Here is a 20539-nt window from a genome sequence, read left to right as displayed (position 1 = left end):
AGGAAGGCTCCCCCACCACCTGCCGGTCGCCCCTGCCACCCCCCTTGACACTCACCCATCTGTCATGGACATTCCCCAAGGCCCAGTTGGTCCAGGCCAGCCAACCCCCCACAGCCCGGAGGAATTCGTGACCAGATCCCGCCCCTTAGCCAGATCCCGGTCCGCCCTCACCGCTTGCGCCCTTGCCGCCTCGGCTCTCGCCGCCGTCACCGCACTGGCCTTCGCCGCCCCCGCCGCCACGGCCCAACCGCCGGTACCCCGCCCCGCACCGCCCTCCCCCACCGCTCCCCACACCGGCGTCGTGGCCGAGGCCCGCACACCGGCCCGGACCCCGGGGCGCGAGCGCGCCGCCCGCACGTTCCGCGAAGGGCGTCGCGCCACCTCCGGCCAGGCATGGACGCACCACCCGCGGCTCCCCGCCAGCCCGACCGGGGCCGCCGACGTCACCCACAACTGGTGGGGCGTCTTCCCCCAACCCGGCACCCACGACGGCATCATGGCCACCCACACCGTCGATCCGTCCTACACCGTCACCGACGCGGACAACGTCACCTACGCGCCCACCACCAAGGCCCAGAACTCCTGCATGGAAGTGGTGACCGCGTACACCAGCACCGGCAACGAGATCTGGGCCTGGGACTGGTGCGGGACCGTCGGCCCCGCCAAGACCGTCCCCATCGACTCCGACTTCCTGAAGACCTACACCCCGGGCCAGGGCCAACCGGCCGCGTACAGCGTGCAGATGGTACGCGACGACGCCACCGCCAACCGCTGGTCGGCCTACCTCTACAACTACCGCACCGCCGCCTGGGACCTGCTGTTCCGGCAGTCGGGCACGGACCAGAGCGGGCTGGACCACGGTTGGGACATGTTCGAGATCTACGCGAGCGTCAACCCGGCCACCAGCGAGGGCTACTACTGCACCGAGGCACGGAACACCGTCTTCGACAGCAGCGCCGTACAGCTGCGCGCAGGCGGATCCTGGAAGCCCGCGAGCCCCGCCGACTCGCCCTGGACCGAGACCGACCCCGACCCGAACGCCTTCCTGTGCCCGCCCCTGAAGTTCGTCCAGGTCAGTGCCGACGACCACTGGACCGTGCACCAGTGAGCCGCCGCACCCCGCGTTGACGCACCGTCGGAAAGCCGGAAACGGAACGCCCCCGGCCCTGTCCGGACCGGGGGCGACTGTTCCTGCGCGGCCGGGCGTCAGAACACCGACTCGGCCTCGTCCATACGGCTCGCCGGGACCCGCTTGAGCTCGGTGATCGCCTCGGCCAGCGGCGCCATGACGATGTCCGTGCCGCGCAGCGCGGTCATCTGGCCGAAGTCGCCGCGGTGCGCGGCCTCCACGGCGTGCCAGCCGAAGCGGGTGGCCAGCACCCGGTCGTAGGCGGTGGGGGTGCCGCCGCGCTGGACGTGGCCGAGGATGACCGGGCGGGCCTCCTTGCCCAGGCGCCGCTCCAGTTCGCGGGCGAGCGCGGTGCCGATGCCGGAGAACCGCTCATGGCCGAACTGGTCGATGGCGCCCTTCTTGTAGTCCATGGTGCCGGCGAGCGGGTGGGCGCCCTCGGCGACGCAGACCACGGCGAACTTCTTGCCCCGGGCGAACCGCTCCTCGACCATCTTCACCAGGTCGTTGACGTCGAACTCGCGCTCCGGCAGGCAGATGCCGTGGGCGCCGCCGGCCATGCCGGACTCCAGCGCGATCCAGCCGGCGTGCCGGCCCATGACCTCGACGACCATGACCCGCTGGTGCGACTCGGCGGTGGTCTTGAGGCGGTCGATGGCCTCGGTGGCCACGCCGACGGCGGTGTCGAAGCCGAAGGTGCGGTCCGTGGAGGAGATGTCGTTGTCGATGGTCTTGGGGACGCCGACGACGGGCATGCCGGCGTCGGCGAGCATCCGCGCGGCGGTGAGGGTGCCCTCGCCGCCGATCGGGATCAGGACGTCTATCCCGTACTCGCGGGAGAAGTCCTTGGCGCTCTCGCACGCCTCGCGCAGCCGGGCGCGCTCCAGGCGGGCGGAGCCGAGGATGGTGCCGCCGCGGGCGAGGATGCCGCTGACCGCGTCCAGGTCGAGCTTGCGGAAGCGGCCGTCGAGCAGGCCCTTGAAACCGTCCTCGAAGCCGATGACCTCGTCGCCGTGGCCGGTGAGGGCGCGGTGGACGACGGACCGGATCACAGCATTCAGGCCCGGGCAGTCGCCGCCCGCGGTGAGGACTCCGATACGCATCGTGCTGTGTCTCCTGTGCTCGCTGTCGGTTCGTGTGAGCCGGTCCGATTGTTTCATGTGTTCCCCGGTCCCACCTCGGCCCGCCCCGGCCGCACGCCGGGACCACCCCCACTCTCCCCGTACCCGCTCCCCCAGGGAAACTGGGAGAGCGGCTTATCCATCCGCGCAGGTATTGTCAAGAGGGTCAAGGCCACAATAACGGCTGATTTTGGCCTTATGAGCAGGGAAAACCGCGAGCTCGGAGCCTCGCGGCCATCGAGATGGACGGAGACCACGCGTGACGCGCAGCGTGTACGTGACCGGTATCGACCGCGGCGACGGCCGCCAGGTCGTCGAGCTGGGAGTGATGGAACTCCTGACCCGCCACGTCGACCGGGTGGGGGTGTTCCGCCCCCTGGTCCACGACGGACCCGATCGCCTGTTCGATCTGCTGCGGGCCCGCTACCGCCTCACCCAGCCCGCCGAGACCGTCTACGGCATCAGCTACACGGAGGCCGCCGCCCTCCAGGCCGAGCGCGGCACCGACGAGCTGGTCTCCCGGCTCGTCGACCGCTTCCACGCGGTGGCCCGCGACTACGAGTACGTCCTGGTCCTCGGCTCGGACTACGCCGACACCAGCCTGCCGGACGAGCTGGCGCTCAACGCCCGGCTGGCCAACGAGTTCGGCGCCGCGGTGATACCCGTCGTCGGCGGCCAGGGGCAGGAGGCCGAGGCGGTCCGCGCCGAGGCCCGCAACGCCCACCGCGCCTACGACTCGCTGGGCTGCGACGTCGTCGCGCTGGTCGTCAACCGCGTCGCGCCCGAGCAGCGCACCGCCGTCGTCGAGCGGCTCGCCGCCCGTCTGCCGGTGCCCTGCTACGCGCTCCCCGAGGACGGCTCGCTCTCCGCGCCGACCGTCGGCCAGATCGTGCAGGCGCTCGGCGCCGAGGTGCTGCTCGGCGACGACTCCGGGCTCGCCCGGGACGCCCGGGACTTCGTCTTCGGCGGTGCGATGCTGCCCACCTTCCTCAAGGCGCTCACCCCCGGCTGCATGGTGATCACCCCCGGGGACCGCGCCGACCTCGTCATCGGCTCACTGGCCGCACACAGCGCCGGTGCCCCGCCGATCGCCGGTGTGGTGCTCACCCTCGACGAGCGCCCCGGCCCCGACATCATGGCGCTGGCCGCCCGCCTGGCGCCGGGCACCCCGGTGGTCTCGGTCCCGGGCGGCTCCTTCCCGACCGCCGCCGAACTGTTCGCCATCGAGGGCAAGCTGAACGCCGCCTCGCCGCGCAAGGCGGAGACCGCGCTCGGCCTCTTCGAGCGGCACGTGGACACCGCCGAGCTGACCGACCGGATCTCCGTCGCCCGCTCCGGCCGGGTCACGCCGATGATGTTCGAGCACGAGCTGATCGAGCGGTCCCGCGCCGGCCGCCGCCGGGTCGTCCTCCCCGAGGGCTCCGAGGAGCGGGTGCTGCGCGCCGCCGACGTGCTGCTGCGCCGCGACGTCTGCGACCTGACGCTGCTGGGCGAGGAGGAGGCGATCCGCAAGCGCGCCGCCGACCTGGCCATCGACCTGGCCGACGCCCAGATCATCGACCCGCAGTCCTCGCCGCTGCGCGAGCGGTTCGCCGAGCTGTACGCCACCCTCCGCTCCCACAAGGGCGTCAGCTACGAGCTGGCCTACGACATGGTCGCGGACGTCTCCTACTTCGGCACGCTGATGGTCCAGGAGGGCCTGGCCGACGGCATGGTCTCCGGCGCGGTGCACTCCACCGCCGCCACCATCCGGCCGGCCTTCGAGATCATTAAGACCAAGCCGGGCGCGCAGATCGTCTCGTCGGTGTTCTTCATGTGCCTGGCCGACCGCGTCCTGGTCTACGGCGACTGCGCGGTCAACCCGGACCCGAACGCCGAGCAGCTGGCCGACATCGCCATCCAGTCCGCCACCACCGCCGCGCAGTTCGGCGTCGAGCCGCGGATCGCGATGCTGTCGTACTCCACCGGCACCTCCGGCTCCGGCGCCGACGTCGACAAGGTCCGCAAGGCCACCGAACTCGTCCGCGAGCGGCGCCCGGACCTGCTGGTCGAGGGCCCGATCCAGTACGACGCGGCGGTGGACGCGGCGGTCGCCCGGACCAAGCTGCCGGACTCCGAGGTGGCCGGCCGGGCCACCGTGCTGATCTTCCCGGACCTCAACACCGGCAACAACACCTACAAGGCCGTCCAGCGCTCCGCCGGCGCGGTGGCCGTCGGTCCGGTCCTTCAGGGTCTGCGCAAGCCGGTCAACGACCTCTCGCGCGGCGCCCTCGTCCAGGACATCGTCAACACCGTCGCGATCACCGCGATCCAGGCCCAGGGCGCCCGGCCCGGCGCCGGCCACACCGCCTGACCTCCTCCCCCACCGGAAAGCCCCTTCATGACTGCCAACGCCACCCGCGTCCTCGTCCTCAACTCCGGCTCGTCGTCGGTGAAGTACCAGCTGCTCGACATGGCCACCGGTTCGCGGCTCGCCACCGGCCTGGTCGAGCGGATCGGAGAGGCGACCTCGCGCCTGGCCCACACCCCGCCGGCCTCCGGCGGCGCCACCCGCGAGACCACCGGCCCGATAGCCGACCACCAGGCCGCGCTGAAGGCGGTCGCCGACGAACTGGCCGCCGACGGCCTCGGCCTGGACTCCCCGGAGCTGGCCGCGATCGGGCACCGGGTGGTGCACGGCGGGCTGAGGTTCACCGCGCCGACCGTGATCGACGACGCGGTGCTCAAGGAGATCGAGCGGCTGGTGCCGGTCGCCCCGCTGCACAACCCGGCCAACATCACCGGCATCCGCACCGCCCGGGCGCTGCGCCCCGACCTCCCGCAGGTCGCGGTCTTCGACACCGCCTTCCACACCACGATGCCGGAGGCCGCGGCCCGCTACGCCCTCGACGTGGCCACCGCCGACGCGCACCGCATCCGCCGCTACGGCTTCCACGGCACCTCGCACGCCTATGTCTCCCGCCGCACCGCCGAACTCCTCGGCAAGGCGCCCGAGGACGTCAACGTGATCGTGCTGCACCTGGGCAACGGCGCCTCCGCGTCCGCCGTCCGGGGCGGCCGCTGCGTGGACACCTCCATGGGCCTGACCCCGCTGGAGGGCCTGGTCATGGGCACCCGCTCCGGCGACATCGACCCGGCGGTCACCTTCCACCTCAAGCGGGTGGCCGGCATGTCCACCGACGAGATCGACGAACTGCTCAACAAGAAGAGCGGCCTGGTCGGGCTGTGCGGCGACAACGACATGCGGGAGATCCGCCGCCGGATCGACGAGGGCGACCAGCAGGCCGCGCTCGCCTTCGACATCTACATCCACCGGCTGAAGAAGTACATCGGCGCCTACACCGCGGTGCTCGGCAAGGTCGACGCGGTGGCCTTCACCGCGGGCGTCGGCGAGAACGCCGCCCCGGTCCGGGCCGCCGCCGTCGCCGGTCTGGAGGAGCTGGGCATGGCGGTGGACGCCTCGCTCAACGCCGTGCGGTCCGACGAGCCGCGGCTGATCTCGCCCGACTACGCCCGGGTCGCGGTCGCCGTGGTGCCCACCGACGAGGAACTGGAGATCGCCCGGCAGACATACGCCCTGGTCACCGCCTAGTCGCCGGGCCCGCACCCGGGCCCCGCGCCGGGGCCCGGGTGCTCCGCCCCATCGCCTCCCGTCCGGCTAAAGGGCCTGTGAAGCAGAGCGAAATATTCCGCTCCGAAACAAACCGATAGGATCGAGACATGCGCCGTTCCAAAATCGTCTGCACCCTGGGCCCCGCCGTCGACTCCTACGAGCAGCTGAAGACGCTGATCGAGGCCGGTATGAACGTGGCCCGTTTCAACATGAGCCACGGGACCCACTCGGAGCACGAGGAGCGGTACCACCGCCTCCGCAAGGCCGCCGAGGAGACCGGCCGCGCCGTCGGCGTGCTGGCCGACCTCCAGGGCCCCAAGATCCGCCTGGAGACCTTCGCCGAGGGCCCGGTGGAGCTGGTGCGCGGTGACGAGTTCGTCATCACCACCGAGGACGTCCCCGGTGACAAGCACATCTGCGGCACCACCTACAAGGGCCTGCCCGGCGACGTCTCCAAGGGCGACCCGGTCCTGATCAACGACGGCAACGTCGCCCTCCAGGTCGTCGAGGTCGACGGCCCCCGGGTGCGCACCATCGTCATCGAGGGCGGGGTCATCTCCGACCACAAGGGCATCAACCTCCCCGGCGCGGCGGTCAACGTCCCGGCGCTGTCCGAGAAGGACATCGAGGACCTGAAGTTCGCGCTGCACATGGGCTGCGACATGGTCGCGCTGTCCTTCGTGCGGGACGCCAAGGACGTCCAGGACGTGCACCGCGTCATGGACGAGGTGGGCCGCCGGGTCCCGGTCGTCGCCAAGGTGGAGAAGCCGCAGGCGGTGGCCAACATGCAGGAGGTCGTGATGGCCTTCGACGCGGTGATGGTGGCGCGTGGCGACCTGGCGGTGGAGTACCCGCTGGAGAAGGTCCCGATGGTGCAGAAGCGCCTGGTGGAGATGTGCCGGCGGAACGCCAAGCCGGTGATCGTGGCGACCCAGATGATGGAGTCGATGATCACCAACTCCCGGCCGACCCGCGCCGAGGCGTCCGACGTCGCCAACGCGATCCTCGACGGCGCCGACGCGGTGATGCTCTCCGCGGAGTCCTCGGTCGGCCAGTACCCGATCGAGACCGTCAAGACCATGTCGAAGATCGTCGAGGCGGCCGAGGAGGAGCTGCTGTCCAAGGGCCTGCAGCCGCTGGTGCCCGGCAAGAAGCCGCGCACCCAGGGCGGTGCGGTGGCCCGCGCGGCCTGCGAGATGGCGGACTTCCTCGACGGCAAGGCACTGGTGGCGTTCACCAAGTCCGGTGACACCGCCCGCCGGCTCTCGCGCTATCGGGCCACCCAGCCGATCCTGGCCTTCACCACCGACCTCGCCACCCGCAACCAGCTCACCCTGAGCTGGGGCGTGGACTCCTTCGTCGTCCCGCACGTGGACAACACCGACGCGATGGTCGACCTGGTCGACGCCGAGCTGCTCAAGCTCAAGCGCTACAGCGAGGGCGACACCATGATCATCACCGCCGGTTCGCCCCCCGGCGTCCCCGGCACCACCAACATGGTCCGGGTGCACCACCTCGGCGGCGGACGCGCCTGACGCGCCGTCCCCACGCACGAACGGCGGTGGGCCGCCCCCCTGGTCGGGGGCGGCCCACCGCCGTTTCCGCGGCTCCCGGAAGAGCTGCCGGGCCGGTCAGTCCTCGATGGACAGCCGCATGCCCGGGACGTGGAGGTTGCCGCCGAACTGGCCCGCCTGGTCCAGCTTCACCTTGCTGAAGTAGGCGTAGGGGACGTTGAGCGGCGGCGGGTGCTCGGGGTCGAAGACGATCGGGATCAGCCCGAAGAGGTTGCCCTGCAACCGCTCGGTGTAGAGCGTCACCTTGCCGCCGCGGATGGTGGACGTGGAGCCCGGGGTGGACCGCACGTGGTAGTGCTTGCCGGTCGCCGGGTCGTCGACGATCTGGTGCAGGTCGGCGATGTCGATGCTGTCGGCGGTGAACTTCAGGGCCTGCTTGGTGTGGCCGCTCTGCGTGGTGACGTTGACGACGCCGACGTAGTCCAGGCCGCGCAGGGTCAGCCCGCTGGACTCCAGGTGCCAGGGCAGGTCCGGCAGGGTGGCGGGGGTCTGCTCGTTCTTGCCCTGCTGCTTGTTCTCGACGACGCAGGGGTACCCGGGCTTGCCGCTGGCGTCCTTGCCGTCGAGCCCGCCGCCGGGCAGTGCGTTGTCGACCGTGCCGACGGCGCCGTGCACGGTGTCGTTGACCGCCTTCGAGGGGTCCTTCAGCGCGTCGCCGACCGGCTTGGTGACCTCGTCCAGACCGGGCCCGGAGTCCTGGGACGACGGGCTCTTGGCGGCGGCCGACGTCGACGCCGACGGGCTCGGCGACGGCGACTTGGTGGCGGACGCGGAGGGCGAGGGACTCGGCGAGGCCGACGGCGCGTCGCTCTGCTTGTGGATGCCGAAGAGACCGCCGAGCGCGTCGCCGATGCCGCCCAGCAGCCCGCCGTCGTCCTTCTTCTCCGGCGAGGCGGAGGGCGAGGGGGTCGCGGAGGCGGACGGGGACGGCGAGCCGCCCGCGGCGTCCTTGGTGGCCGAGGGCGACGGGGAGGGCGAGGGCGAGGCCGACGGCGTGCCGCCCGCGGCGTCCTTGCCGGAGTCCTTGCCGCTCTTGGCGTCCTTGCCGCCCTTCGCGTCCTTCGCGTCCTTCGAGTCCTTGGCGCCGTCCTTGGCCTTGGCGTCCTGGCCGGAGGTGTCCGGCGCGGTGACGCAGGGGCCGCCCCGGAAGGGGCTCTCGGGCGGCGCCGGCTTGGCGATCGCCATCTGGGGCGTCAGCCCCATGCCCATGAGGACGGCGGACGGCATCGCCGCGATGGCGATCGCCTTGCCCGCGGGCACGTGCAGGCGGGTCAGCAGCGGTTTCCGGGGCGCCGCGTGCCGGGCCCCGCTCCCCGTACGCCGCGGGGTGCCCCCCGCCGCCCCGGAGGCCGCGGCCGCTCCCCCAGCCTCGGGCGGGGGTGCCCCCACCTCCAGTTCGTCACCCGGCACGGTGCCTCCCGTTCGTTCCGTTGGTCGGGCTCGTTCCTGACAGGCCGTCCAGTCCGTTGCCCAACCCGGGACCGCCGGCCGGCGCGGGGCCCGTGGCGACCACGGGTCCGACGACACGGTCCGGCTCACCGGGCCCGTCCGCGCTCTGCGCGGGCCGGCCCGGCGCCCAGGAGACGCCCAGCGCGCCGCCGATCAGCCCCAGCAGGAAGCCGATCAGGAACGCGCCGAAGTTCGAGACGACCAGGGAGACCAGGGCGAGCAGGATCGCCGCGACACCCGCGAAGACCCGTGACACCGGCTGGAACCACATGGTCAGGCCGAGCACGACCAGCAGCACGCCGATGATCAGCGAGCCGGCGCCGGCCGTGGTGGCCATGCGGACGGTGAGCGACCCGATGGTGAGGTTCGCGTAGGGGATGTACATGATCGGGACGCCGGCCAGAAGAGTCAGCAGACCGCCCCAGAACGGGCGCGCTCCGCGCCACTCCCGGAACGCCTGCCGCTTCCGCCCGAAGGACCCGGTCGGCTGTGGTTGCTGCTCCGCGCTCATGCGCCGGCCTCCCTACGGTCGGCGGACCCGCATCCGCACCGCACGTACCTGTCGTCTGCTCTCCCCCGGCCTCCGGCCCGGGAGACCCCCCTGCTCCAGTCACTCATGTCGTCCGGCTCCTCGGGACTGGCATTTCGGTGGTTCCGAGAGCACTTCGGCGCTGCCCGGCGTGCGGACACGGGGAACGGCTCGCGCCGTGCGGCTGCCGACCCGCGCCCGCACGCTCAGCGCGTCAGTAGCACTCGCTCTTGCCCTTGGTGACGCTCATCTTCAGGCCGCTGAGCTTGAAGGTGCCGGCCGTGGTGGCCCAGGCGCGCTGCTGGACGTGGGTCAGCGTGGCCGTGTCGGCCTCCTGGGCGAACGAGCCGGGGTCGGCCTTGTCGCCCTTCTTGATGCCGGGACCCTTGGACGAGGAACCCGCCGCAACACCGATGTTGATGTTGTTGAAGGTCGCGTCCGCGTTCAGCTGGTCCAGGTCGATGTAGAGGTTCTTGGCCTCGACCGGATCACCGGTGCCCGCCCGGAGCTTCATCGACACATCGCCGAAGACCGGGACCGGGACGACGACGGACTGGCACAGGTTGTGGATCTTGGCGCTGGAGAACGCCGAGACCGCGACCGGCACGTTCTTGCCGTTCTTCTGGGCGTCGACCGCGCCGTACTGGACGAAACCCTCGCCGTCCAGCCGGTCCGTGCTCACCTTGAACTGCTGGCCGGACACGCTGAACGACGCCGCCAGGGCACCCTGCGAGAGGGCGACGCCGATCGCGGCGGTGGCCGCGACGCTCGGCACCATGACGACGGCGAACCGCTTCCATCTGGTCCCGCCACGAGTCAGGGACTCCATGACTTTCCTCCTTCTCGGACGTACATCTCCGGTACCCGCCGCCCCGGTTGGGACCGGCCGTACCCGGGATGGGAGAAGTGCTACGTCCTCGGGAAGGAGAGCGCCCGTCTCGGAGGCACAGTGTGTTTCCGAATACCGGCGATCACCCCCGAGCGACAACCACTGGCCACGCTCTCGCGCAACCTCACCGGACAGGCCCTGCGGAAGGCAGGGACCCCCCTGTCCACGGCCGGCGCCACTGCCGCCGACCCACCCGGTGGGGACCCAAGTACCCCGCGGCGCCGACCGGATGCCGGGCTGCGGGAATGGACCGAGCGTGGCCGATCGTCGTGCATTCGGAGCCGCCGCACAAGGCCCTCGTTACTTGCGGGTAACGGGCCGATAACCGCGCCACCACACACAGAGATCAACTGGGTACACAGCGTCGTACCTGATGACGACTTAACAAGGTGCAATTCGGTGCAGAGTCCGGCAAGTTGGCTGCTCGGGCTTACTCCAAGTAACAGCGGCCACGTTTACCAAGTTTCGGTAAAGCGTGGCCGCTGCTCCGTTTGCCGGGCCCTGCCGCGGAAGGTGCCGCGGGACAGAACCGGACGGGACGGGAATCCGCCCGAAAGCGCCGGAAGGAAGAGGAAGTCGGCGCCGTGCGGGCGCCTTTCGGGGAACCGGCTCAGAAGAGGACGCGCGCCAGGGCGGTGCGCGCCTTCGTCACCCGCGGGTCGTCCGGGCCGATCACCTCGAACAGCTCCAGCAGCCGCACCCGCGCGGCCTCCCGGTCGTCCCCGGCCGTCCGCTTGACGGTCTCGACCAGCCGGCCGAAGGCGTCCTCGACATGACCGCCGACCAGATCCAGATCGGCGGCGCGGATCTGCGCCCGGACGTCGGCCGGCGCGTCCGCGGCCTCCTGGCGGACCGCCTGCGGGTCCAGGTCCTGCACCCGCTCCAGGAGTTCGGCCTGGGCGAGGCCGAGCTTGGCCTCGGGGTTGGCCGGGTCGTCGGAGAGGACGTTGCGGTAGGCGCGGACGGCGCCGCCGAGGTCGCCGGCGTCCAGGGCCTCGGCCGCCGCGGTCAGCGCCGCGTCGTACGGACCGACCGGCTGCGGGGCCTCGGTGGGGGCCTGCTCGGCCGCGGCCGGGTCGACCGGCGCGCCCACGATGCCGAACTGCTGCTCGGCGACCTGCACCAGCTGGTCCAGCACCTGCCGCAGCTGCGATTCGGGGACCGCGCCCTGGAAGAGCGGGATCGGCTGGCCCGCGACCACCGCGAACACCGCCGGGATGCCCTGCACCCCGAACTGCTGGAACAGCATCTGGTTGGCGTCGACGTCGATCTTGGCGAGGACGAACCTGCCGGCGTACTCCGCCGCGAGGCTCTCCAGCAGCGGCCCGAGCTGCTTGCACGGCTGGCACCACTCGGCCCAGAAGTCGATGACGACCGGGACCTCGGTGGACCGCTGCAGGACGTCCTGCTGGAACCCCGCCTCGTCGACGTCGAACACCAGGGGGCCACCGGCGCCGGCCGGCGGTGCGCCCGTGCGGGCTGCCTCGGCGCGGGCCTGCTCGGCCTTCTGCTTCGCTTCGCCGGCCGCCTTCACGGCGGCGAGGTCGACGACTCCGCTCATGGACATGTTGCGTGGCTGCATGGGTCCATCCTCCCCCCTGAGCGGCCGGTTCCGGAAAGCGATCCGGAAAGCGGGCCCGCGTCCTCGTGGTACGCCCCGCTGGGATGCGGCGCGCTCCCGGGATCCGGTGCCCGACGGGCGGCCCCGCAGGGCCGGTGCGTGCGCGGCCATGGGTCCCCACCCACGGCCAGTGGTCATCGCTCTTTCGCTACGGGTCGTAGCGTAACTCGGGGCCGCCCCCGCCCGGAACAGCATCCCGCCCGCCGGCGGGTGATCTCCCTCACGAACGGCGCCGCAGGGCGGGCGCCCGATCCCCTACCGGCCGGTATGGTCGCCCGCATGCACCAGTCCGCCCGCCCCGCGAAAGGCCGCCCGGGCCGCCCCCGCAGCGCCGAGACCGACCACGCGATCCTCGACGCCACCCGCGCCGCGCTCGTCGACGTGGGCTGGGGCGGGCTCACCATGGGCGAGGTCGCGGCCCGCGCCGGCGTCGCCAAGACCACCCTCTACCGGCGCTGGGCCAACAAGAGCGAACTGGTCGTGGACGCCGTGGCGGTCCTCTTCGACGAGCTGGAACTCCCCGACCGGGGCTGCCTGCAGTCCGACATCGAGGGCGTGGTGCTCCAGTTCGGCGCGCTGCTGGCCCGGCCCGAGACCAAGACCGCGCTGATGGCGGTGGTCGCCGAGTCCACCACCGACGACGCGCTGCGCGAACGGATCCGCTCGGCGATCGTCGACCGGCAGAAGCGGCTGGTGCTGCTGGGCCGCTCCCGGGCGCAGGAGCGCGGCGAACTCCCGCCGGACGCCGGCGGCCCCGACGGCGAAGAGGCCGCCGAGTGCACCGTGGGCCTGATCTTCGACGTCATCGCCGGGGCCGTCGTGCACCGGCTCCTGGTGAGCGCGGAGCCGGTGGACGCCGACTGGGCCCGGCGGTTCACCACGCTGCTGCTGGCCGGCCTGGCCGCGCTGGAGCCCTGACCCCGGCGCGGCCCGCCGCGCCTCACACCTGGTAGCGGTCCGCACGGAACAGGTGCAGATGCTCCGCCACCCACTCCGAGGTCCGTGCCAGCCCCTCCTTGAGCGAGACCTCCGGCTCCCACGAAGCCCACTCCCGGGCCCGGGAGTTGTCCGACAGCAACCGCTCCACCTCACTGCCCGACGGCCGCAGCCGCTCCGCGTCCACCACCACCTCCGCGTCCCGCCCGGAGGCCGCGATCAGCGCCTCGGCCAGCGTCCCGATGGCGATCTCCCGGCCGCTGCCGAGGTTGACGACCTGCCCCAGCGCCCGGTCGCAGTCGGCCAGCGCCAGGAACCCGGCCGCGGTGTCGGTGACGAAGGTGAAGTCCCGGGTGGGGGTCAGCGAGCCGAGCTTGATCTGCCGTGCGCCGGCGTGCAGTTGGGCCAGGATCGTCGGGATCACCGCCCGGGCGGACTGCCGGGGCCCGTAGGTGTTGAACGGCCGCACCACCGTCACCGGCAGCTCGAAGGCGTGCCAGTGCGACAGCGCCATCATGTCCGCGCCGATCTTCGAGGCGGAGTAGGGCGACTGCGGCTGGAGCGGGTGCTCCTCGCTGATCGGCGCGGTGAGCGCGGTCCCGTACACCTCGCTGGTGGAGGTGTGCACCATCCGCCGCACACCGTGCCGGCGGCACGCCTCCGCGACGTTCTCGGTGCCCACCACGTTCGTCTGCACATACGCGCCGGGCGAGTCGTAGCTGTACGGGATACCGATCAGCGCGGCCAGGTGGAAGACGGTGTCGCAGCCGGCGACGGCGTCCATCACCCGGCCGGCGTCCCGCACATCGCCGGCGACCATCTCGACCGGGCCGCCCGGCACCAGATAGCGCGCCAGATTCCCCTTCTCCGCGTACGGCTTGTAGTGGACAAAGGCGCGCACCTCGGCGCCGGCCGCCACCAGCAGGTCGACCAGCGTCGAACCGATGAACCCCTCGGCCCCGGTGACCAGGACCTTCCGTCCGGCCCACGACCGGGACACGGTGCTGTGCGTGCTCATGCTGACTCCTTCAGGGGGTTGACGAGGTGAGAGGAATGGGAGAGGTGGGAGGGATGGGTGTGGCCGGCCAGCGCCAGGGTCCGGGCGGCCAGCAGGTCGGCGGCGCGGGCGTGTGTGCCGGGGTCCGCGGCCGCGCCCATCGCCGCCAGCCGGTCCGGATCGGCCAGCAGCGGGGAGACCAGCGCGTCCAGCCGGTCGGCGGTGACCTCCGCGTCGGGCAGCAGCAGCGCCGCCCCGGCGTCGGAGAGCACCCGGGCGTTGTGCGTCTGGTGATCGCCGGGCGCGTGCGGATACGGCACGAGGACGGCCGGCATCCCGATGGTGGCCAGCTCGGCGACGGTCGCCGAACCGGCCCGGCAGAGCACCAGGTCGGCCGCCGCGTACGCCAGGTCCATCCGGTCCAGGTACGGCACCGCCGCGGCGACCGCCGCCCCGCCGTTCGCCTCCAGCGCGGCGCGGGCGCCGTCCAGCGCCGCCGGCCCGGTCTTGATCAGCAGCCGCAGCCGGTTCCGCGCCAGATAGCGGCCGGCGAGCCCGACGGCGGCCTCGGTGAGCCGGGCGGCGCCCAGGCTGCCGCCGTTGACCAGCAGCAGCCTCGCCTCCTCCGGGATCCCCAGGGCCCGGCGGGCGGCCTGCCGCAGCGCCGCCCGGTCCAGCCCGGCCAGCGGCCCGGACAGCGGCATCCCCACCGTCTCGGCCCGCTCGCCGCCCGCCAGGTGCGGGCGGCTGCGGTCGAAGGCCAGGGCGATGTGCGGGGTGAGCCGGGCGGCGAACTTGTTGGCCCGGCCCGGCACCGCGTTGGATTCGTGGATCAGGCTGGGCAGCCCCGCCATCCGGGCCCCGACGATCACCGGGGCGCTCGGGTAGCCGCCCATCCCGACGGCGACCTGGGCGCCCTGCGCCCGCAGGATCGCCCGGCACTGGGCGCCCGACTTCAGCAGCGCGGCCGGCAGCAGATAGCGCCGGGCGCCCAGCGACGGGTCGAAGGGGATCATGTCGACGGTGTGCAACTGATAGCCGGCCTGCGGGATCAGCCGTGTCTCCAGACCGCGGTCGGTCCCCACGAAGGAGATCACCGCGTCCGGCACGGCCCGGCGCAGCGCGTCGGCGAGGGCGAGTCCGGGATAGATGTGGCCGCCGGTGCCGCCCGCACCGATCACGACCGAGAGTGGTGTGCGCATGGCCGCCACGCTCGTCCGCCGCCTTAAGAACGTTCTAAGACGGCGTTTGGGAGCCTTGTTCCATGACCGCACGCCCCGCACCCGCGCCCGGGCCCCGCAACATCCCCTCGGTTCCGCCGGCCGCCGCCCCCCGGATCCTGGTCGTCGACGACGAACCGGAGGTCCGCGCCGCCGTGTCCGACGGACTCGCCGTCGAGGGCTACGAGGTCCGCGGCGCCGCCGACGGCCTGGCCGCGCTCTCCGAGGTCGCCACCTGGCAGCCCGACGCGCTGGTCCTCGACGTGATGATGCCGGTGCTGGACGGCCTGGCGGTCTGCCGCCGGCTGCGCGCCCTCGACGACCGCACCCCGATCCTGGTCCTGACCGCCCTGGACGCGGTCAGCGACCGGGTCGACGGCCTGGACGCCGGCGCCGACGACTACCTCGTCAAGCCGTTCGCCCTGGACGAGTTGATCGCCCGGGTGCGCGCCCTGCTGCGGCGGGCCGCGGCCGCCGCGGCCGACGACTCCCGGCTGGCCTTCGCCGACCTGGTCGTCGATCCCGCCACCCGCAGCGGCCACCGCGGCGGTCGGCCGCTGGAGTTCAGCCGCACCGAGTACACCCTGCTGGAACTGCTGCTCCAGCACCCCGGCCAGGTGCTGCCCCGGGAGACGATCCTGGAGCGGGTCTGGGGCCGGGACTTCGGACCGGACTCCAACTCCCTGGCCGTCTACGTCGGTTATCTGCGCCGCAAGCTGGAGGCCGGCGGCGAACCCCGGCTGGTGCACACCGTGCACGGCATCGGCTACCGCCTGGACCGGCCGGAGGGCACGTGAACGGGGACATGAACGGGGACATGAACAGGCACCTGAACGGGACCGCCCTCGGGGGCCGTTCGGCACGCACCGGCACGGGCACGTACGCGGGCGCGGGCCCCTACGCGGGCGCGGGCCCGGCGCACGGCGGGGGCGCGGCATGACCGGCCGGCGCCGCCTGGGCGGCCGCTGGGTCCGCCGCCGGCCGCTGCGCACCCGGCTGGCGCTGGCCGCCTCCGCCGCGGTCGCCCTGGTGGCGGTCGGCGTCTGCGCCGCCGCGTTCCTCGTCATCCGCGTCCAGATGACCCGCCAACTCGACCTCGCCCTGGGGCAGACGGCCACCCAGCAGCTCCAGCGCACCCGCGACTGGGGCCCCGTCGCGGGCGACACCGGCTGCCGCTACCCGGCCTCCGCCTGCATCCAGATCACCCCCGCCGACCCCCGCAAGGACGCCCGCGGCCACTACGTCCTGCCGGTCGCCCCCGCCACCCGCGAGGTCGCCGCCGGCCGCCACCTGCCCTACTACACGAACTCCACCGTCGCCGGTTATCCCGTCCGGGTCTTCACCACCCGCGTCCCCCACCGGGACGAGGCCCTGCAGGTCGCCCTCCGCTCCGACACCGTCGAACGCGGGGTGCGACAGGCCGCCTGGGGGCTGGCCGTGGTCGGCGGCGCGGGCGTCCTGCTGGCCGCCGGCCTGGGCTACTGGGTCTCCCGTACGGGTCTGGCCCCGGTCGCCCGGCTGACCGCCACCGCGGAGCGGATCGCCACCACCCGCGACCCCCGGCACCGCATCGACCTCCCGGCGGGGCCGCCCGGCCACGAGGACGAGGTCACCCGGCTCGCCGCCAGCTTCAACACCATGCTCGGCGAACTGGAGCAGTCCGTCACCGCCCAGCGCCGCCTGGTCGCCGACGCCTCCCACGAGCTGCGCACCCCGCTCACCGCGCTCCGCACCAACGCCGAACTCCTCGCCCGCGCGGACCGCTTGACGGACAGTCAGCGAGATCGGGCGTCGGCGGCGCTGGCCCGCCAGCTGCGCGAGGTCACCACCCTCGTCAACGACCTGATCGAGCTGGCCCGCGACGAGGAGCCCCGGCCGCTGCTCGAACAGGTCCGCCCGGCCGCCCTGCTGGAGCACGTGGTGACCGCGGCCCGCGAACACTGGCCGGACGTCGCCTTCACCCTCCGCATCGCCCCCGAGGCGGCGGACACCGCGCTCCCCGGCGTCCCCGCCCGGCTAACCCGGCTGCTGTCCAACCTCCTGGACAACGCCGCGAAGTTCTCCCCGCCCGGCGGCCCCGTGGAGACCGAACTGTCCTCCGTGGCGGACGAGGTGCACCTGACCGTCCGCGACCACGGCCCCGGCATCGACGCCGACGACCTGCCGTACGTCTTCGACCGCTTCTACCGCGCCCGGGCCGCCCGCGCGCTGCCCGGCTCGGGCCTGGGCCTGGCCATGGCGCGGCAGATCGCCCGCGCGCACGGCGCCGAGCTCAGCGCGGAGCAGGCGCCGGGCGGCGGCGCGCTCTTCCGCCTGCGCCTGCGCGGCGCCGGGCCGCCCGCCGGGACGGGGTGACGGGACGGCCCGGCACCGGCCTCGGCGGGCGGACGGCGGACAGTGGGCGGCGGGCGGCGGGCGGCGTCAGAAGCCCGCCGGCTCGGTGTACGTGCCCCACTCGTCGCGCAGCGCACCGCAGATCTCGCCGAGGGTCGCCTCCGCGCGGACGGCGTCCAGCATCGGCCCGATCATGTTGCGGTCGCCGCGGGCGGCGGCCAGCATCTCCTTCAGCGCGGCCTGCACCCGGGCGTCGTCGCGGGCGGCCTTCCGCCCGGCGAGGACCCGCACCTGCTCCCGCTCGACCTCGTGGCTGACCCGCAGGATCTCCAGGTCGCCGGTGACCGAGCCGTCGTGGCAGTTGACGCCGACGACCCTCTTCTCGCCCTTCTCCAGGGCCTGTTGGTAGCGGAACGCGGACTCGGCGATCTCGCCGGTGAACCAGCCGTCCTCGATGCCGCGCAGGATGCCGGAGGTGATCGGGCCGATGGGGTGCTGTCCGTCCGGCACCGCCCGCGCCCCGCGCTCCGTTATCTGCGCGAAGATCTTCTCCGCGTCCGCCTCCATCCGGTCGGTCAGCGCCTCCACGTACCACGAACCGCCCAGCGGATCGGCGACGTTGGCGACGCCGGTCTCCTCCATCAGCACCTGCTGGGTGCGCAGCGCGATCTCCGCGGCCTGCTCGCTGGGCAGGGCCAGCGTCTCGTCCAGGGCGTTGGTGTGCAGCGAGTTGGTGCCGCCGAGCACCGCGGCCAGCGCCTCCACGGCCGTGCGCACCACGTTGTTGTACGGCTGCTGGGCGGTCAGCGAGACGCCGGCGGTCTGGGTGTGGAAGCGCAGCCACTGCGCCTTCTCGCTGCGCGCGCCGTAGACGTCGCGCATCCAGCGCGCCCAGATCCGGCGCGCGGCGCGGAACTTGGCGATCTCCTCGAAGAAGTCCACATGCGCGTCGAAGAAGAAGGACAGGCCGGGCGCGAAGGTGTCGACGTCCAGCCCGCGGGAGAGGCCCAGCTCGACGTAGCCGAAGCCGTCGGCGAGGGTGTACGCCAGCTCCTGGGCGGCCGTCGCGCCGGCCTCCCGGATGTGGTAGCCGGAGACCGACAGCGGCTTGTAGGCGGGGATGCCGTGCGCGCAGTGCTCCATCAGATCGCCGATCAGCCGCAGATGCGGCTCCGGCTGGAAGAGCCACTCCTTCTGCGCGATGTACTCCTTGAAGATGTCGGTCTGGAGCGTGCCGTTGAGCACCGCCGGGTCGACGCCCTGCCGCTCGGCGGCGACCAGGTACATGCAGAAGACCGGGACGGCCGGGCCGCTGATCGTCATGGACGTCGTGACGTCGCCGAGCGGGATGTCCTGGAACAGGACCTCCATGTCGGCCGCCGAGTCGATGGCGACGCCGCAGTGCCCGACCTCGCCGAGCGAGCGCGGGTCGTCGGAGTCCCGCCCCATCAGCGTCGGCATGTCGAACGCCACCGAGAGGCCGCCGCCGCCGGCCTTGAGGATCATCTTGTAGCGCTCGTTGGTCTGCCGGGCGTTGCCGAAGCCGGCGAACTGGCGGATCGTCCACGTCCGGCCGCGGTAGCCCGTCGGATACAGGCCGCGCGTGAACGGGTACTCCCCCGGCCAGCCGATCCGGTCGAAGCCCTCGACGGAGTCGCCGGGGCGCGGACCGTACACCGGCTCCACCGGGTCGCCGGAGAGCGTGCTGAAGTCGGCCTCCCGCTTCCGGGCGGAGTCGTACCGGGCCTGCCAGCGACGGCGGCCCTCTTCGATCGCGTCAGCGTCCATGCCCACGAATTTACTAGGACGTCCTACTACCTGTCGATGGGAAGCGCCCCTGAAACACCCCTGAGCCCGCGTGCGCCCGGCCCCGGAGGCTCCACGGGGCGCCTCCCCTACGGGTCGCACCCACCCCCGGCCGGGGGGATGCCCGGCCCCGGCCACCGAAAACCCGGAAGCCCGGAAGAAGCCCGGAAGCCCGGAAGCCCGGAAGGACAGAAACCCGGAAACCCGGCGGCCCCGCCCGGCTCACCCGCCCGCCCCACCCCGTCCAGCACAAACGCGCCCCTCCCGCAACGGGAGAGGCGCGTGGGGCGCGCAACGGCACCGGCGACGGGCCGGGCCGCCGCCGTCAGACCTTGACCGGCTCCGGCGCGGTCTTGGCCAGCAGCGGCCGGACCTCGCGGACCACCTTGCGCTCCACGAAGAACGCGGCCGTCGGGATCGTCCCGGAGATCAGCACCCACAGCAGCTTGCCGAACGGCCAGCGCGCCTTGGAGCCCAGATCGAAGGCGAAGATCAGGTAGATGATGTAGAGCACGCCGTGGACCTGGGCGACGAAGAGGGTCAGGTCCTTGCCGATCCCGAAGCCGTACTTGAACACCATGCAGGCGCAGAGCACGAGCAGCATCACGGCGGTGATGTAGGCCATCGCCCGGTAACGGGTCAGCACGCTTGGCTTCATGCCCTGAGCGTAACCGCCCCTTCCGGGGCGATCTTCGCCACCCCCCGTTCCACGGAGTGCCGCCACGCGCACCGGCACGTCCGCCGCCCGGACCAGGGAAAACGCGGCCGGCCGCGGCCGGAGGAAGGCCCCGGGACGCCCCGCACGGCCGTCAGTCGTCCGTGAAATCCCCCGCCGCCACCCGCAGCGGCCGCAGCAGCGCGAAGACCTCCGCGCACTCCTCGGCGTCGTACGCGCGCAGCCCGAAGTCCATCGCCATCAGGTCCCGGGTGGCCGCGTCGCACACCTCGCGCCCCTTCCGAGTGATGGACGCCAGGGTGCCCCGGCCGTCGTTGGGGTTGGGCCGCTTGGCGACCAGCCCCGACTTCACCAGCCGGTCGACGGTGTTGGTCACCGACGTCGGGTGCACCATCAGGCGCTCGCCGATCTTGGACATCGGCAGTTCGCCCGCCTGGGAGAAGGTCAGCAGCACCAGCGCCTCGTAACGCGCGAAGGTCAGTCCGTACGGCTTGACCACCGCGTCCACCTCGGACAGCAGGATCTGCTGGGCCCGCATGATCGAGGTGATCGCGGCCATGGAGGGCACGGAGCCCCATCGCTGCTTCCAGAGTTCGTCGGCGCGAGCGATCGGGTCAAAGGCAAGGCTGAGCGGCTTCGGCACGC

Annotated in this window: 17 protein-coding genes; 7 read left to right on the top strand and 10 right to left on the bottom strand. The window is 72.6% G+C overall.

What is annotated here, in order from left to right:
• Positions 1-127 precede the first annotated feature (127 nt).
• The gene (locus K2224_RS13065) at positions 128-1108 is read left to right on the top strand and encodes a carbohydrate-binding protein (RefSeq protein ID WP_221906725.1); all 981 of its coding nucleotides are present in this window, start codon (positions 128-130) and stop codon (positions 1106-1108) included.
• 98 nt (positions 1109-1206) lie between these two features.
• On the opposite strand, the gene K2224_RS13060 is transcribed toward K2224_RS13065, so the two are convergent.
• A complete protein-coding gene (locus tag K2224_RS13060; RefSeq protein ID WP_221906724.1) occupies positions 1207-2232 on the bottom strand; it encodes an ATP-dependent 6-phosphofructokinase in 1026 nt (341 codons plus the stop codon).
• Positions 2233-2509: 277 nt separating this feature from the next.
• Here K2224_RS13060 and pta point away from each other — a divergent pair, with 277 nt between their 5' ends.
• From pta to pyk, 3 genes are all read left to right on the top strand, one after another.
• Positions 2510-4603, top strand: coding sequence for a phosphate acetyltransferase (gene pta / locus K2224_RS13055; protein ID WP_221906723.1), 2094 nt, complete (start codon positions 2510-2512; stop codon positions 4601-4603).
• 27 nt (positions 4604-4630) lie between these two features.
• On the top strand, positions 4631-5842 hold the full coding sequence (locus tag K2224_RS13050; protein ID WP_221906722.1) for an acetate kinase: 1212 nt from the start codon (positions 4631-4633) through the stop codon (positions 5840-5842).
• A gap of 128 nt (positions 5843-5970) precedes the next feature.
• Positions 5971-7398 carry a pyruvate kinase gene (gene pyk, locus K2224_RS13045; protein ID WP_221906721.1) on the top strand — a complete coding sequence of 476 codons (1428 nt, stop codon included), beginning with the start codon at positions 5971-5973 and terminating at the stop codon, positions 7396-7398.
• Between the two features lie 96 nt (positions 7399-7494).
• Here pyk and K2224_RS13040 read toward each other — a convergent pair whose 3' ends face one another.
• The 4 genes from K2224_RS13040 to K2224_RS13025 all read right to left on the bottom strand — a co-directional run bounded on the left by K2224_RS13040 (position 7495) and on the right by K2224_RS13025 (position 11886).
• Complete coding sequence (locus tag K2224_RS13040; protein ID WP_260692571.1) at positions 7495-8847, bottom strand: hypothetical protein; 1353 nt, start codon at positions 8845-8847, stop codon at positions 7495-7497.
• Positions 8837-9397, bottom strand: coding sequence for a DUF6114 domain-containing protein (locus K2224_RS13035; protein ID WP_221906720.1), 561 nt, complete (start codon positions 9395-9397; stop codon positions 8837-8839). Before K2224_RS13035 ends, K2224_RS13040 begins: the two co-directional genes overlap by 11 nt.
• 232 nt (positions 9398-9629) lie before the next feature.
• The gene (locus tag K2224_RS13030; RefSeq protein ID WP_221906719.1) at positions 9630-10244 is read right to left on the bottom strand and encodes a DUF6230 family protein; all 615 of its coding nucleotides are present in this window, start codon (positions 10242-10244) and stop codon (positions 9630-9632) included.
• Between the two features lie 670 nt (positions 10245-10914).
• Positions 10915-11886: a tetratricopeptide repeat protein gene (locus K2224_RS13025; protein ID WP_221906718.1), complete on the bottom strand. Its 972-nt coding sequence runs from the start codon at positions 11884-11886 to the stop codon at positions 10915-10917.
• 318 nt (positions 11887-12204) lie between these two features.
• Here K2224_RS13025 and K2224_RS13020 point away from each other — a divergent pair, with 318 nt between their 5' ends.
• Complete coding sequence (locus tag K2224_RS13020; protein WP_260692570.1) at positions 12205-12843, top strand: TetR/AcrR family transcriptional regulator; 639 nt, start codon at positions 12205-12207, stop codon at positions 12841-12843.
• A gap of 22 nt (positions 12844-12865) precedes the next feature.
• On the opposite strand, the gene K2224_RS13015 is transcribed toward K2224_RS13020, so the two are convergent.
• Together K2224_RS13015 and K2224_RS13010 are read right to left on the bottom strand one after the other, a co-directional pair.
• Positions 12866-13879 (bottom strand): GDP-mannose 4,6-dehydratase, encoded by a 1014-nt coding sequence (locus K2224_RS13015; RefSeq protein ID WP_221906716.1) that lies wholly within the window; start codon positions 13877-13879, stop codon positions 12866-12868.
• A complete protein-coding gene (locus K2224_RS13010; RefSeq protein ID WP_221906715.1) occupies positions 13876-15060 on the bottom strand; it encodes a glycosyltransferase in 1185 nt (394 codons plus the stop codon). Before K2224_RS13010 ends, K2224_RS13015 begins: the two co-directional genes overlap by 4 nt.
• 62 nt (positions 15061-15122) lie before the next feature.
• Between K2224_RS13010 and K2224_RS13005 the strand changes: the two genes are divergently transcribed.
• Together K2224_RS13005 and K2224_RS13000 are read left to right on the top strand one after the other, a co-directional pair.
• Positions 15123-15875, top strand: coding sequence for a response regulator transcription factor (locus tag K2224_RS13005; RefSeq protein ID WP_260692569.1), 753 nt, complete (start codon positions 15123-15125; stop codon positions 15873-15875).
• A gap of 139 nt (positions 15876-16014) precedes the next feature.
• Positions 16015-17433 (top strand): HAMP domain-containing sensor histidine kinase, encoded by a 1419-nt coding sequence (locus K2224_RS13000; protein ID WP_221906714.1) that lies wholly within the window; start codon positions 16015-16017, stop codon positions 17431-17433.
• Positions 17434-17499: 66 nt separating this feature from the next.
• Here the strand turns inward: K2224_RS13000 and K2224_RS12995 are convergent, their stop codons facing one another.
• The 3 genes from K2224_RS12995 to K2224_RS12985 form a co-directional block, all read right to left on the bottom strand.
• Positions 17500-19200 carry a methylmalonyl-CoA mutase gene (locus tag K2224_RS12995; RefSeq protein ID WP_221906713.1) on the bottom strand — a complete coding sequence of 567 codons (1701 nt, stop codon included), beginning with the start codon at positions 19198-19200 and terminating at the stop codon, positions 17500-17502.
• A 343-nt stretch (positions 19201-19543) separates the two neighbouring features.
• Positions 19544-19876 carry a DUF3817 domain-containing protein gene (locus tag K2224_RS12990; RefSeq protein ID WP_221906712.1) on the bottom strand — a complete coding sequence of 111 codons (333 nt, stop codon included), beginning with the start codon at positions 19874-19876 and terminating at the stop codon, positions 19544-19546.
• 151 nt (positions 19877-20027) lie between these two features.
• Positions 20028-20537 carry a MarR family winged helix-turn-helix transcriptional regulator gene (locus K2224_RS12985; RefSeq protein ID WP_221906711.1) on the bottom strand — a complete coding sequence of 170 codons (510 nt, stop codon included), beginning with the start codon at positions 20535-20537 and terminating at the stop codon, positions 20028-20030.
• Positions 20538-20539: the final 2 nt, after the last annotated feature.

Origin of the sequence: Streptomyces sp. BHT-5-2, from assembly GCF_019774615.1 — a bacterium.
Classification (GTDB): Bacteria; Actinomycetota; Actinomycetes; order Streptomycetales; family Streptomycetaceae; genus Streptomyces.
Note: the sequence above shows the minus strand (reverse complement) of the source record. Positions and strands in the feature narration are given on the sequence as shown.